Source organism: Acidiphilium sp. JA12-A1 (assembly GCF_000724705.2).
Taxonomy (GTDB): domain Bacteria; phylum Pseudomonadota; class Alphaproteobacteria; order Acetobacterales; family Acetobacteraceae; genus Acidiphilium; species Acidiphilium multivorum.
The window spans coordinates 21,211-33,592 of sequence record NZ_JFHO01000039.1 but is presented as its reverse complement, the minus strand read 5'-3'; the positions used below and the strand labels follow the sequence as shown (position 1 = coordinate 33,592).

At 64.6% G+C, this 12,382-nt stretch carries 16 protein-coding genes and 1 pseudogene; 7 read left to right on the top strand and 10 right to left on the bottom strand.

Annotated features, from left to right (window positions below):
• Positions 1–33: 33 nt before the first annotated feature.
• Complete coding sequence (gene tnpA / locus RT91_RS07585) at positions 34–501, bottom strand: IS66-like element accessory protein TnpA (RefSeq protein WP_160321848.1); 468 nt, start codon at positions 499–501, stop codon at positions 34–36.
• Positions 502–611: 110 nt separating this feature from the next.
• Here tnpA and RT91_RS21425 point away from each other — a divergent pair, with 110 nt between their 5' ends.
• The gene (locus RT91_RS21425; protein WP_138919295.1) at positions 612–896 is read left to right on the top strand and encodes a hypothetical protein; all 285 of its coding nucleotides are present in this window, start codon (positions 612–614) and stop codon (positions 894–896) included.
• Positions 897–1,008: 112 nt separating this feature from the next.
• On the opposite strand, the gene RT91_RS07580 is transcribed toward RT91_RS21425, so the two are convergent.
• Complete coding sequence (locus RT91_RS07580) at positions 1,009–1,833, bottom strand: AraC family transcriptional regulator (protein ID WP_256363796.1); 825 nt, start codon at positions 1,831–1,833, stop codon at positions 1,009–1,011.
• Between the two features lie 190 nt (positions 1,834–2,023).
• Between RT91_RS07580 and RT91_RS07575 the strand changes: the two genes are divergently transcribed.
• Positions 2,024–2,776, top strand: coding sequence for an SDR family oxidoreductase (locus RT91_RS07575; RefSeq protein ID WP_035186552.1), 753 nt, complete (start codon positions 2,024–2,026; stop codon positions 2,774–2,776).
• Between the two features lie 201 nt (positions 2,777–2,977).
• Here the strand turns inward: RT91_RS07575 and RT91_RS07570 are convergent, their stop codons facing one another.
• Both RT91_RS07570 and RT91_RS07565 read right to left on the bottom strand, forming a co-directional pair.
• The gene (locus RT91_RS07570; protein WP_035186549.1) at positions 2,978–3,925 is read right to left on the bottom strand and encodes an alpha/beta hydrolase; all 948 of its coding nucleotides are present in this window, start codon (positions 3,923–3,925) and stop codon (positions 2,978–2,980) included.
• A gap of 34 nt (positions 3,926–3,959) precedes the next feature.
• Positions 3,960–4,838, bottom strand: a complete 879-nt coding sequence (locus tag RT91_RS07565; protein WP_035186544.1) for an NmrA/HSCARG family protein — start codon at positions 4,836–4,838, stop codon at positions 3,960–3,962.
• Between the two features lie 119 nt (positions 4,839–4,957).
• Here RT91_RS07565 and RT91_RS07560 point away from each other — a divergent pair, with 119 nt between their 5' ends.
• Entirely contained in the window at positions 4,958–5,857 is a 900-nt protein-coding gene (locus tag RT91_RS07560) for a LysR family transcriptional regulator (protein WP_035186543.1), read from the top strand.
• Positions 5,858–5,925: 68 nt separating this feature from the next.
• On the opposite strand, the gene RT91_RS07555 is transcribed toward RT91_RS07560, so the two are convergent.
• Both RT91_RS07555 and RT91_RS07550 read right to left on the bottom strand, forming a co-directional pair.
• Entirely contained in the window at positions 5,926–6,519 is a 594-nt protein-coding gene (locus RT91_RS07555) for a DUF2867 domain-containing protein (protein WP_231844340.1), read from the bottom strand.
• 1 nt (position 6,520) lies between these two features.
• Entirely contained in the window at positions 6,521–6,766 is a 246-nt protein-coding gene (locus tag RT91_RS07550) for a hypothetical protein (protein WP_152982807.1), read from the bottom strand.
• 110 nt (positions 6,767–6,876) lie between these two features.
• Between RT91_RS07550 and RT91_RS23015 the strand changes: the two are divergent.
• The 4 genes and pseudogenes from RT91_RS23015 to RT91_RS07535 all read left to right on the top strand — a co-directional run.
• Positions 6,877–6,930: pseudogene (locus tag RT91_RS23015) on the top strand (hypothetical protein); the annotation flags it as partial.
• Positions 6,931–6,962: 32 nt separating this feature from the next.
• On the top strand, positions 6,963–7,490 hold the full coding sequence (locus RT91_RS07545) for a LysR family transcriptional regulator (protein ID WP_240314232.1): 528 nt from the start codon (positions 6,963–6,965) through the stop codon (positions 7,488–7,490).
• A gap of 4 nt (positions 7,491–7,494) precedes the next feature.
• Entirely contained in the window at positions 7,495–7,719 is a 225-nt protein-coding gene (locus RT91_RS07540) for a transposase (protein ID WP_007421404.1), read from the top strand.
• 8 nt (positions 7,720–7,727) lie between these two features.
• Complete coding sequence (locus tag RT91_RS07535; RefSeq protein ID WP_152982805.1) at positions 7,728–7,910, top strand: transposase; 183 nt, start codon at positions 7,728–7,730, stop codon at positions 7,908–7,910.
• A 361-nt stretch (positions 7,911–8,271) separates the two neighbouring features.
• Here RT91_RS07535 and RT91_RS07530 read toward each other — a convergent pair whose 3' ends face one another.
• Genes RT91_RS07530 through RT91_RS07515 form a run of 4 tightly spaced genes read right to left on the bottom strand, consistent with a single transcriptional unit; the run spans position 8,272 to position 12,342 of the window.
• Positions 8,272–9,252 carry a D-2-hydroxyacid dehydrogenase family protein gene (locus tag RT91_RS07530; RefSeq protein WP_343205817.1) on the bottom strand — a complete coding sequence of 327 codons (981 nt, stop codon included), beginning with the start codon at positions 9,250–9,252 and terminating at the stop codon, positions 8,272–8,274.
• 29 nt (positions 9,253–9,281) lie between these two features.
• Entirely contained in the window at positions 9,282–10,304 is a 1,023-nt protein-coding gene (locus tag RT91_RS07525) for an amidohydrolase family protein (RefSeq protein WP_035186537.1), read from the bottom strand.
• A gap of 26 nt (positions 10,305–10,330) precedes the next feature.
• Positions 10,331–11,635, bottom strand: coding sequence for an MFS transporter (locus RT91_RS07520; RefSeq protein ID WP_007421408.1), 1,305 nt, complete (start codon positions 11,633–11,635; stop codon positions 10,331–10,333).
• Between the two features lie 26 nt (positions 11,636–11,661).
• Complete coding sequence (locus RT91_RS07515; RefSeq protein WP_007421409.1) at positions 11,662–12,342, bottom strand: RraA family protein; 681 nt, start codon at positions 12,340–12,342, stop codon at positions 11,662–11,664.
• Positions 12,343–12,382: the final 40 nt, after the last annotated feature.

Below are 12,382 nucleotides of genomic sequence, written 5' to 3'. Positions count from 1 at the left end.
CAAGATAGACCCGAACACCCGCACCCGGCGCGATCATCCGCCCCTCAGCACCGCCAGCACCCGGCTCAACGCCAACTGGTCCACCCCGGCGCCGACACGCAATACCACCCCGTCCGGCAGCGTGATCTCGATCGTCTCCATCGCCGTCGGCGCTGCCGCCAAGCCCAACGCCGGCACAGTCCCGCTTACCACTGCCCGCGCAAAGCCCGGCACCAGCGGCGTCGCTTCGGCCAGATCGCCATCCCGATATTGCCGACGCCACGTGCTCAGTTGCCCGCTGCTGATCTCGTGCTGACGGCACAACGCCGAAACCATCACGCCGGGCGCCAGGCTCGCCTCCACAATCGCCCGCTTCATCGCCGTCGACCAACGCCGGCGCGCCCCGCGTGTGATTACCTCAACCCGCTCCTTCGAAGCACTCGTATGAAGGCTCGTACGAGCCGCTCCTATCGCCTCAACCCGATCCGCTTCAAAAATCTCAGAAATGCCGACGTCGCTCACGCCCACAAACATCGGGCCCAGTCTGCGTCACAACAACAATGCCGGTCCAACAGCGTTTACCTTTCCGCAGCAAATCCAACCGGATCAGCAACGCCGGACGGCAACCTCGCATGCCTTTGATTCCTTTCCCGAATCCAAGGCAATACAAACAGCCAATTCCATCAAAAGTGAGTCAGAGCCAATTTTCCACGCCGAAACACAGATTGATTTTCGAAACCCATGTCGAACGTGTCCATGTTGAAGATGCTATTATGCTATTGCCCTTTCCGAACCGTGTCGATCCGGATTTTTGGCAGTCCTGGATTATGAGTTTCCAGCAATTTTACGGCCTGGCTTTTGGCAGGCTGCAAAGTTCGCGCCTATCCTTAATCCCAGAAGAACAATACGGAGCCTGAACTGCTCTGCCTTATGGGGCGGCTGAAGGATTGCAATCAGCTTCAGCACCGATGGTATCAGAGCTTCTTTACCGCCACGTTCCCTCTTACGCTCGTAATCTCGCAGACGTCTTCACAGGGAAATGCCTTCCGCCACCTCCCGCGCGTAACGGGCGGGAGGCACCCCCTCACGCTGTGAAAAGGCCACACTGAAGGAACTGGCGGACTGATAACCCACCTGCGCCGCGACCTCCGCTACCCTGTAACCATTGCGCAGCAGCCTCTTCGCCAAAGCCATCCGCCACGTCAGCAGGTATTCCATCGGCGCCAATCCCACCTCTCGGTTGAAGCGTTCAAAAAAGGCCGAGCGCGAAAAAGCAGCTTCCTTCGCCAGCTCCGCTGCACTCCAGGCTCGCTCTGGCGCCTCGTGCATTCGCCTGATCGCCACTGCCAATCTTCCATCCGCCAGGCCGCGCAGCAGGCCCGGTGAAGCCCCGAATTCGGCAGCTGATCTCAACGCTTCGATCAGCATCACCTCCAGCAGATGCGCCAGAACTATTCCTTGCCCCGGTTTATTTGCGCGATCCTCCTCCCCGACTAGCGCCACAAGCGTCGCCAGATTTGATTGGCCCCTCACATGCACCAGCTCCGGCAGGAGCGAGACAAGCAACGCCGCATCCGGCGAGGCAAATTCACAATGTCCTATTAAATTCCGTACATTTGCTGGCCCCGCCAGATCGCCCAATCTGAACTCACCCGACGGCAAACGCACCGGCTCGGAGAGGGGCATCTCTTCCGCCTCCGGATGCAGGCTCATCATGATGCAATCCACCGCGGCGGGAATCAGCACGAAATCATTCACGCCCAGCGTCAACGCCTCGCGCCCTTCCACTTGCAGCCGGCAACTCCCTTCCACAACGGCACCATAGAAAAGATGTCCATCCCCCTCTTTGCGCAGCCGCCATGGCCCCGCTCAGCTGGCCACTTTGGAAAACTTCATCCGGGGCCGGAGCAACGTGACGATTTCGGCAAGAGGATCAGCCATCTGGACTCTTTAAAATGAAATACGGATTTCTTATCATATGCCGTCCCTGCGTGCCGGTCTAACCTCCTTTTCCCATTCATTCCTCTTCATCGCAGGAATCATCATGAAATCCATACTCATCACCGGTTGCTCCTCGGGCTTTGGCCTGGAGACCGCGAAATACTTTCTCGAACAGGGTTGGCGCGTCATCGCGACCATGCGCACCTTGGATGACAACGTTATTCCCCCTGCCCCCAATCTGCAGCTGCTGAAGCTGGATGTGACAGACCAGAGCAGCATCGCGCAGGCCGTCGCCGCGGCCGGGGATATCGACGTCCTCGTGAACAATGCCGGCATCGGCTGGCTGAACGCTCTCGAAGGCACGCCGATCGATATTGTCCGGCGCATCTTCGAAACCAATACCTTCGGTACCATGGCGATGATCCAGGCCGTTCTGCCGCAATTCCGGGCGCGTCAGTCGGGCACCATCATCAATGTGACCTCGACGGTTACGTTGCGCCCGCTGCCGCTGCTCTCGGTCTATACGGCCAGCAAGGCGGCGGTGAACGCCTTTACCGAATCCTTCGCGCTGGAGCTTGAACCCTTCAACATCAAGGTCAAACTCGTTCTCCCCGGCCTCGCACCGGAGACCCGCTTCGGTGACAATGCCCGCGCCCTCACCCCGGGTGCGCTGCAGTTTCCCGAACCCTACGCCCCGCTGGGCCAGGCCGTCATTGCGGGCCTGATGGGCGAGCATGAGGAATTCACTCGCCCGTTGGACGTTGCGGAGGCTATATGGCGGGCCACCACGGACGACAACGCGCCAACGCGCATTCTCGCCGGGGCTGACGCCGTCACATGGTCAAGGCAAGTCTGATGACTTGGGCAAGACGTGGCGCGGCGGCATGAATTTCCCGGGCCATGCCGCCGGCCCTTGACCCGGACCGCCCTTCCAAGCCATGGCCGCCCGGTGGAGACGCCGGTCAGGCCAGGCTGGAACATCATCCCCGCATGGACCGCAGCCTTGTCGGCAGTCCGCCTTTCGCAGTTTCGGGTTCAAAAGCAGTGAATTTGAGCGTCACGCGTCCAGGCGGGTTGGTGAATCGGCCGCAGCGATGAGCCGCTGATGGAGGAACCGGCCAATGGCGTTCAGGGATTGCTCGGCCGCAAGCAAGCGGTCGAGGGAAGACTGGAAGACGTGGGGCATACCGTTCCAGACCGCTAGCGTAACGTCCACGCCGGCTGCCCGCGCCCGATCCGCGTAGCGGACGGAATCGTCGAGCAGGACCTCATCTTCGCCGACATCGATACGGATCGGCGGCAGACCGCCAAGCCGTGCGTAGAGCGGCGATGCCTTGGGATCGGTGGCCGCCTGCCCTTGCAGGTAGGCGTCGGCGAAGGCCTGGAGTGTGCCGCGCGCGAAGATCGGGTCCGCCGCGGCGCGGGTTTCGAAGCTGGCGCCGGTGAGAGCGAGGTCGGTCCAGGGCGACATCACGGCTGCCGCGACGGGTTGCAAAGTTCCCCTCTTCCTTTCGTCCGCGAGGATCGACAGCAGTGCCAGCGTCAGGCCACCGCCTGCAGAGTCGCCCGCAACAACAATCCGTTCGGCTCCGTCTGCGACGAGGCCCCGATAGGCGGCGAGCACATCGTCGATTGCGGCCGGGAACGGGTGCTCGGGGGCAAGCCGGTAATCGGGCACGAACGTATCGGCGCCGATCCGCGTGGCGATCTGCCCGGCGAAGCTGGCAAATGCCCGGGCCGAGCCAAGCATGTAACCACCACCATGCAGGTAGAGCATCCGTGCCGCGGGCCGCGCCGTGTCCGGGCGAAGCCAGAAGCCTTCGATGCCGCCGACCGTCGCCGGTTCGATACGTATCCCCGCCGCAGGGGAGGTCGCGGCGAGCATGGCGTCGAATATCGGCCGCGCCTGCGGGCCGAGGTCCTCGGCCTTGTGAGGTGACGCGGCCTGCCGCATCGCGGCGACAGCCGCGGCGTCCTGGGGAAGAAGGGGATGAATGTCGGTCATGAACCGTCTCCTTGTCTGACGCGAGGCCCGGCACTCAGCCCTTCGCCCACTGGGCGGCGGCATCCTTGGCAAAGTCTGCGTAGGAGCGGGGTGCGTGACCAAGCAGTTTGGTAAGATGCGCAATGTCTGCAGCTGTCGCCGTAGCACCGTCCGTCTGATAGCGACCGAACATCAGACGCAGGTCGAGCGCGTGCCACGCGGGCAGCATAGTTTTCATCCGCTGCTCCATCACGGTGAGATCGTCGTCGCCATAGCGAATGGCGCGGCCAAGCGCTTTGCTCCAGATCGCCGCAACGCCGTCTCCGGTCAAACTGTCTGGGCCGACCAGTTCATAGATCTCGCGACCAATCAGTGCGGGTGCCTGGTCCCGGCGGAGCAGTTCGATGGCAGCGGCTTCACCGATATCGCGGATATCGACCATCGAGACCCCCTTCGAACCGATCGGCGCGGCATAGGCGCCGAACTTCAGTAGCGGGTCTTTCTGGCGAAGGTCGTTCTGGATGAAGTAGGCCGGACGCAGGATTGTCGCCGGCAGGTCCAGCGCCTCGATCATCCGCTCGACCGTGTGCTTGCCGGCGAAATGCGGCACGTCGGCATAGGTCTCGCCCTTGAACACCGACAGATAGACGATGCCCTTGACGCCGGCCTCGCGCGCGACCGTCAGTGTCAGCATGGCCTCGGTCAGCTCATCGGCAACATTGGGAACGAGCAGGAAGAGTGTGCTTACTCCCTCGAGTGCCGCGCGCACCGAGTCGATATCGGCGAGGTCGCCGCGTACCGGCGTAACGCCGGAGGGAAGCGACGTCTTGCCAGGCGAACGGGTGAGCGCGCGGATATCGGCCCCGCGCTCCTGGAGATGGGCCAGAACCTGGGCGCCAATCGTGCCGGTGCTGCCTGTAACGAGAATGCTCATGATGGGTACTCCTCTGGTGGCTGCGGAAATCCATCCGCGATAAGGAGCAAAATGGCCGTTCCATTTTTAGCTGAGAGCCGCCATGTTTGAAACAGACAATCCTAAAAATGGAACATCTTATGGACCTGCAAGCCCTGTCCGATTTCAATCTGGTGGCCACCCATGGCGGCATCGGTCGCGCCAGCCGGGTTTCTGGCCGGTCGAAGGCGACGCTGTCGCGCAAGGTCGCGGAACTGGAGCAGAATCTCGGCGTGCGGCTAATCGAGCGAGGCTCGCAGAGCCTGCGCCTGACCGAAGAGGGGCGCGCCTTGCGTGAACGCACATGTGGGCCGCTTGACGAGATCGCGGAAGCGCGCGAGGCGGTGGTGCTCGGAGCTTCCATCCCGCGTGGTCGGCTCAGGGTCAGCGTCCCGGTCGTCATCGCGCATATGGCATTCGGCCGGATCGGCGCTCGTTTCGCCCTCGCGTATCCGGAGGTTCAGCTCGAGATCGTCGCCGAGGATCGCAAGGTCGATCCGGTGGAGGACGACTATGATCTCGTCATCCGCGTTGATCCTGCGCCGGACGACCGGCTGGTCGGCCGCCGGTTCCTGAATGACGAGCGTCTGATCGTGGCGCCGACGGACCTGCCGCGGGCTACGAGCCATTCAGCGGCGATGGGTGAACTTGCCGTGCGGGCGGTGGTGTTGACCACGACGCCGCCGGACATCACCTGGCGGCTCCGCGCCAATCAGGGATCTGATATCATCATCAAGCCGGAGCCTGTGCTGCGGCTGTCATCGCTGTTGATGGTGCGCGACGCGGTGCTGGCCGGCGCCGGGGCTGCGGTGTTGCCCAAAATGCTTGTCGCCGACGATGTCGCGGCGGGCCGCCTCGTCCTTTGGGGACCAGTGTCCGAACCTCCAGTCGAGCTCTGGGCGCTACAAAGTTCCCGCCGGCTTGTCGGGGCGAAGGTGCGCGCCTTCCTGGACGTCGTGGAGAAATCCTTCCCAGACAGGGCATTTCTGCCGCCTGCGTGACGCGGGTGCGTCGGTTCCGACGCACATTCGGAAATAATCGCCAAGAAAATGCAACCGCCCCTGAAGGGTCAGCGTGCAAGAAAACGTTCGAGATTGCTGCGGACGATAAGGCGGTGGAACGGGGCGATCGTCATCAGGTACACGCGGCCCGGCAGATTATGGCAGTGCACGGCCGTGGTCATGATAAGGACGCGCTTCTCCTCGTCCGTCGTGACCCGTACCAGGACTGAGGCTCTAAAATCGAGGTGCCGGTCGTCTTCCCCCAGCACAAGCTCCCGCTCCGAACGCGCCAGGACCGGAAAGAACGCCACGGTCGCGCGACCTTCGGACTCGGCATCCTGCCGTATCCGCCGAGAGGATTTTACGCCGCCCGCCGAGACGACGGCGTCGCGGAGGCGGAGCAGCACCCGAAACCAGGCCGGTGGGTGTTCCAGGGCCTCGCGCGCCAGGGCCTCGATATCATGGGGCGCCTCATCGGGCAGCATGATGGCATAGGCGTCGACCAGATCCGCACCGACAAACCAGTCCGCAATAGCGCTCTCGGCGGGCGGCCTGACGAGATTTGCTCTCTTGCCAGGCGTTCGAGGCGAACCGGGCGCAGAACACAGACGCATAGAAGGTAGCACGGGAGTCTCCTCAGGAATGCTGAGGGAGACGTTCATATCAGCCCCGTCCCTGCTCGACCAGTTCCAGCGCGGGCACACCAACGAGCGGTGCCAGCTTTTTCTGGATGGCGACGATTCCGGCCAGCAAAGCCTTCAAAACGCCCACAACCGCGTCCCGGCCGACGAACGGCTCAGGGAGGAATGGGCTCCTGAGAGTGACGTCCGGGTCGAGATATTTTCCCAACGCCACCGAAGCCTTCGCATGCATTACGTCGAGAAAGGGTTGGGCATGGATCATGTTCATGATGAAACGCTCCTTGGCATGAACCGCAATATCGTCGGATTGCGGAGCCGCTTGAAGCGCCATTGGAGCCCAAATAGTGTTGACATCATGCCCACATCGTCACCCTGACAATGACCCAGCTGACATGCTTCCTGGCCGTCGCTGAGGCGGGGTCCTTCGCAGCGGCCGGGCGTTGCCTCGGCATGACGACCCCGGCGTGCCCAAGACGATCAGCAGGCTTGAACAAGCATGGACAATACGGCTGCTTAACCGTTCCACCCATGCCGTCTCACTCACCGAGGATGGCGAGCGCCTGCTGCCACTGGCGCGGGAAGTCATGCGAGGGATAGAGAAGGCCGATGCTGCAATCAGTGTTGCGTCGAGGGATTGCGTCGCAGGCCGAGTACGCATCACGGCGCCGACGTCTATCCTCACGACCTGCCTGGTGCCGCTCCTGCAACACGCCCGAGACCAATTGCAGCAGACCGAACGCAATTTGCGCGGAAGCGACCGTATGGCCGATCTCGCGGATGAGGCAATTGATCTTACGATCCGCACCGGTCCGCTGGATGGCATTCCGGGCAACCGCGCCCAGGTCTTGTGCGAGTTTCCTTGGGTAACCTGCGTGGCGCCGAACGATCTCGCCCGTCGCGGCACCTCACAGGCACCCAACAATCTGGAGAGCTACGATCTCATCAGCTTGTCTGTCGTTAGAACATTTGGCGTAGATTTCGGCATAGATTAGCGGAGTGCGGGCCTCGTCTAGGGGTGGACGGACGACCAAGATCCACGCCGTCGCGGATGAGCAGGGGCGCATCGCCGCCGTCCTCCTGACGCCAGGACAGGCATCCGACATCAGCGGCACCCGAGCCCTTCTGCCCACCATGCCGCCGCCAGAAGACCCGATCGCCGCCAAAGCCTACGACGCCGATGACCTCCGCGCCTTCCTCACCCCCAAGGCACCAGGCCAGTGATCTCGCCGATGCCCAACCGCCGCGCCATACTGGCCTTCGACCCCGTCGCCTACAGAAAGCGCAATCTCATCGAGCGCGTCTTCTGCAGCCTCAAGGACTGGCGTGCCATCGCCACACGCTACGGCAAAACCGCACGAAACGTCCTCGCGGGTATCTGTCTCGTTCTCGCCGTCACCTCACGGATCAGTTGAGTTCAGAACCTAAACCGCACCGCCACCTGCCGCGCCGACATCCCTTCCGCCGAAGCCTTCAGGACCCGGGGCCGCAGATCATCACTCAGTACTCTCGCCATCATCCACCTCACTCAAAGTGGATGTTGAATCAGCCAAACCAGCCCAAGTCACTTCACATTCGATTCATCGATCAACAGACGCGCTCTAGCTGTGGTTCTGAACGTTCCGCATCGTCGACACCATGGATCGTAAAGACGTTCTTCGACGCATCAATGGAAATGCGCTTTCAGGCATTGGACGATCTTTCCCCCATCCGCCGACTTTGTTTCGAGACCTCATCTTGGCACATGCGATGCTGACGGGTCTTCCGACCCAAAATCTAGGCGATAGGGTCGAGCCGGCGGACCGGCACGCCGTCGAGGAAGGCGAGGACGTTCTCGATCCCCTGGCGGTAGAAGGCACGGAACGTCTCCATCGTGCCGTAGCCGAGATGCGGCGAGAGCACGACATGTGGACAGGCGCGGAGCGGATGGCCTTGGGGCAGCGGCTCGCTGTCATAGACATCGAGGGCGGCTCGAATGCGGCCGGTGGACAGGGCGGCGACCAGCGCTGCCTCGTCGACCAGCGGGCCGCGCGCGGTGTTGACCAGCAGCGCTCCCGGCTTCATCGCGGCCAGTTCGGCGGCGCCGATGATGCCGCGGGTGCGCGCGGAGAGGACGAGGTGGAGGCTGACCACGTCGGCGGCGGCGAGCAATTCTTGTTTCCCGACCCGGATGGCGCCGGCGGCGGCGGCGGCCTCGTCGGTCAGGTTCTGGCTCCAGGCGAGAATCTTCATGTCGAGGGCGACGGCGTAGCGGGCGAGGCGCGCGCCGAGGCGGCCGAGGCCGATGATTCCCAGCGTCTTGCCGGCAAGCTGGAATCCGGCCGGCACGCCCGCCTGGAAGCCGCCGACGCGGATTGCCGCGTCGCCCGCCGGGAGCGAGCGGGCGGCGGCGATGATCAGGCCGAGCGCGAGTTCGGCGGTCGCCTCGCCGGAATCGGCGCCGTCAGCATAGCAGATCGTGATGCCGCGGCGGGCGAGCTCGGCAAGGTCAAGCGTGGCGCCTCGCCGGCCGGTCATGGCGAAGAGCTTCAGGCGCGGCAGGCGCGCGATCAGGCTGGCCGGGAAGGCCGTGCGCTCGCGCATGATCATCAGCACGTCGAAGCCCGCGAGTTGACTGGCGGCGTCGTCCTCGCTGGCGAAGGGGGCGGAGAAGAACACCACCTCGGCGCGACACTCGAGCGCCGCCCAGTCGGCCGCCTCGCGGGCGAGGCCTTGCCAGTCGTCGAGGACCGCGACGCGGACCGGCATAGAACCCATTGTTTCCCCTTCCCTTTCCGCGCCGGCGCTCATGCGGCGGCCTGACGCTCGATCTGCGCCGAGAGACGAGCATAGACCCGGCGGGCGTTGCCCTCATAGATCTGCTGGCGGTCGGACGCGGTGAGCCAGGGCACGGCCTCGATGTAGCGGCGGGTGTCATCGAAAGGGTGGCCAGTCTCGGGATCGACGCCGCGGACGGCGCCGAGGGTTTCCGAGGCGAAGAGAATGTTGTCGACCGGGATGACGCGCGCCAGCAGCTCGGTGCCGGGCTGATGGTAGACGCAGGTGTCGAAGAAGACGTTGCCGAGCAGCAGCTCGGGCAGCGGCGGGAGGTCCATGTCCTGCGCGAGGCCGCGATAGCGGCCCCAGTGATAGGGCACTGCGCCGCCGCCATGCGGGATGACGAATTTCAGCGTCGGGAAATCGCGGAACAGGTCGGAGGTGAGGAACTGCATGAAGGCCGACGTGTCGCCGTTGATGTAGTGCGCGCCGGTGGCGTGGAAGTTCGGGTTGCAGGACGAGCTGACATGCACCATCGCCGGCACGTTGAGCTCGACCATCTTCTCGTAGAGCGGATACCACCAGCGGTCGGTCAGCGGCGGGTCGGTCCAGTAGCCGCCGGAGGGGTCGGGGTTGAGGTTGCAGCCGACGAACCCGTATTCGGTGACGCAGCGCTCGAGCTCGGCGACACAATTCGCCGGCGAGACGCCCGGCGCCTGCGGAAGCTGGCAGACACCAACGAAGTTGCGCGGGAACAGGCGGCAGACGCGGTGGATCAGCGTGTTGCACAGATCCGCCCAGGCGGCGTTGCCGACGGCGTCGGCATCGTGGTGCGCCATGCTGGCGGCGCGCGGCGAGAAGATCGTCATGTCGACGCCGCGCGCGTTCTGCACGCGAAGTTGGCCGCCGATGATGGTGTCGCGGATCTCGTCGTCGGAGATGCGCGGGGCCGGGCCAGGGGGCGCGCCCGGCCCCGCCGCCACCTGCCGGCGTCGCCATTCCTCGTGCGCCGGAGGGGACGTGGTGTAGTGGCCGTGACAATCGATGATCATGGCGGGGCGGATCCTTTCGCTGGTGGTCAGGCTTCGCTCGCCGCCGCCGCGGGGCGCGGGGCGACCCGCATCGCGAAGGCGATGAGCGCGGCGATGATCAGGAAGGCGGCGAGCGCCAGCAGGGCGATCTCGAAACTGCCGGTCGTGCCCTTCACCCAGCCGATCATCCACGGCCCGATCAGGCCGCCGAACTGGGCGACGCTGTTGATGAAGGCAATGGCGGCGGCGCCGGCGGTGCCGGTCATCATCGCCGTGGCCATGCTCCAGAACAGCGGGTTGCCGGCGAAAATGCCGAAGCCGGCGACGCAGAGCAGCACGTAGGCGAGGATCGCGTTGGGGCAGACGGCGCTGAGGGCGAGCGCGACGGCGCCGAGCACGTAGACGGCGCCGAGATGCACCTTGCGGTCGCCGGTGCGGTCGGAACTGCGGCTGACGGCGATCTGGCCGACGACGCCGAGCGCCGGCGGGATGGCGGCGAGCAGGCCGACCTCGAACAGGCTCATGTGGCCCATCGCGTTGATGATCTGCGGCAGCCAGATGAGCAGGCCGTAGATGCCGACCAGCGCACAGCCGAACAGGATCGAGAGCGACCAGATCCGGCCGTCGGTGACGACATCCGCGAGGCGGAAGCGGCGGACACGCTCGGCGGCGGCGCGCTCCTCGTCGAGCTTGCGCTGGAGCCACTCGCGCTGCTCGGGGGCGAGCCAGCGCGCATCGGCCGGACGCTCGGTGAGCAGGAAAAGGAAGGCTAGGCCGAGCAGGATCGTCGGCAGGCCCTCGATGATGAACATCCACTGCCAGCCGTGCAGGCCGAAACCGCGATCGGTCATCGTGATCAGGAAGGCGGCCAGCGGACTGCCGAAGATGGCCGCGGCCTGGCCGGCGATGATGTAGCCGGCGATGGCGCGGGCGCGGTAGGACGCCGGGAACCATTGGGTGACATAGAGTGCGAAGCCCGGCAGCGCGCCGGCCTCAGCGACGCCGAGCAGGAAGCGCACCGCATCGAAACTGGTGGCGCCCTGGACGAAGGCCGTCAGCGTCGCCACCACGCCCCAGAAGACCAGGATCACGGGAATCCAGACCCGTGCGCCGATGCGGTCGAGCATCAGGTTGCTCGGCACGCCGAGCAGCATGTAGCCGAGAAAGAACACGCTGGCGCCGAAGCCGAAGACCGAGGGGGTCAGGCCGAGATCATGGTTCATCCGCAGCGCGGCGAAGCCGATATTGATGCGGTCGAGATAGTTCAGGAACATGCCCGTGAACAGCAGCGGGATCAGCCGCCAGTAGACGCGACGCATGGTCGCCGTCTCGAGATCTTCGCTCGATGACATCGTTTCCTCCTGATTGTGATGGTTTGTCAGCTGGCGTCGAACGCGCAGCCGAGGCGTTTGAGGGTTTCGTCGACCCAGGAGCGGTCCTGGCCGTGGCCGGCACGGATGGCGGCGAGGATCTTGTCCTCGGCCGCCTGCTTGGCGGCAGCGGCGGCGCAGACCGCCTCGGCATGATCGAAGGGCACGGCGACCAGGCCGTCATCGTCGCCGAGCACGAGATCGCCGGGTTCGATGACCATGCCGTCGAGGGCGATGGCGACGTTGATCTCGCCCGGCCCGTCCTTGTAGGGGCCGCGATGGGCAACGCCGGCGGCGAAGACCGGGAAGCGGCCGGCGCGCAGGGCCGCGGAGTCGCGGATCACGCCGTTGATCACGATGCCGGCGACGCCGCGCGCAGCGGCGTGGCTCGCCATGATCTCGCCGATGATCGCGGTGGTGAGGTCGCCGCCGGCATCGACGACGATGACGTCGCCCGGCAGGGCGATGTCGATCGCCTTATGGACCATGAGATTGTCGCCTGGGCGCGTCTTGACCGTGAGCGCCGGGCCGGCGAGGACGCCGCCGCCATGCATCGGCCGCAGCCGCGCGCCGCCGCCGGCCATGCGGGCCATCACGTCGCTCACGTTCGCGGTCGGCAGGTCGTGGAACCGTGCCACCAGGTTGGCCGGCACACGGCGTTCGCGGCGATTGATCCTGAATCCCAGCATGCTGTCGTTCTCCCCATTTTGGGGCATACGACGCGATGCG

What these genes read in the sequence shown, in the direction of transcription:
- RT91_RS21425 (WP_138919295.1), top strand. Translation starts at nt 612, where the DNA reads ATGCCTTTGATTCCTTTCCCGAATCCAAGGCAATACAAACAGCCAATT.
- RT91_RS07575 (WP_035186552.1), top strand. Translation starts at nt 2,024, where the DNA reads ATGAAATCCATACTCATCACCGGTTGCTCCTCGGGCTTTGGCCTGGAG.
- RT91_RS07570 (WP_035186549.1), bottom strand. Translation starts at nt 3,925, where the DNA reads ATGACCGACATTCATCCCCTTCTTCCCCAGGACGCCGCGGCTGTCGCC.
- RT91_RS07565 (WP_035186544.1), bottom strand. Translation starts at nt 4,838, where the DNA reads ATGAGCATTCTCGTTACAGGCAGCACCGGCACGATTGGCGCCCAGGTT.
- RT91_RS07560 (WP_035186543.1), top strand. Translation starts at nt 4,958, where the DNA reads ATGGACCTGCAAGCCCTGTCCGATTTCAATCTGGTGGCCACCCATGGC.
- RT91_RS07555 (WP_231844340.1), bottom strand. Translation starts at nt 6,519, where the DNA reads ATGAACGTCTCCCTCAGCATTCCTGAGGAGACTCCCGTGCTACCTTCT.
- RT91_RS07550 (WP_152982807.1), bottom strand. Translation starts at nt 6,766, where the DNA reads ATGAACATGATCCATGCCCAACCCTTTCTCGACGTAATGCATGCGAAG.
- RT91_RS07535 (WP_152982805.1), top strand. Translation starts at nt 7,728, where the DNA reads ATGCCCAACCGCCGCGCCATACTGGCCTTCGACCCCGTCGCCTACAGA.
- RT91_RS07530 (WP_343205817.1), bottom strand. Translation starts at nt 9,252, where the DNA reads ATGGGTTCTATGCCGGTCCGCGTCGCGGTCCTCGACGACTGGCAAGGC.
- RT91_RS07525 (WP_035186537.1), bottom strand. Translation starts at nt 10,304, where the DNA reads ATGATCATCGATTGTCACGGCCACTACACCACGTCCCCTCCGGCGCAC.
- RT91_RS07520 (WP_007421408.1), bottom strand. Translation starts at nt 11,635, where the DNA reads ATGTCATCGAGCGAAGATCTCGAGACGGCGACCATGCGTCGCGTCTAC.
- RT91_RS07515 (WP_007421409.1), bottom strand. Translation starts at nt 12,342, where the DNA reads ATGCTGGGATTCAGGATCAATCGCCGCGAACGCCGTGTGCCGGCCAAC.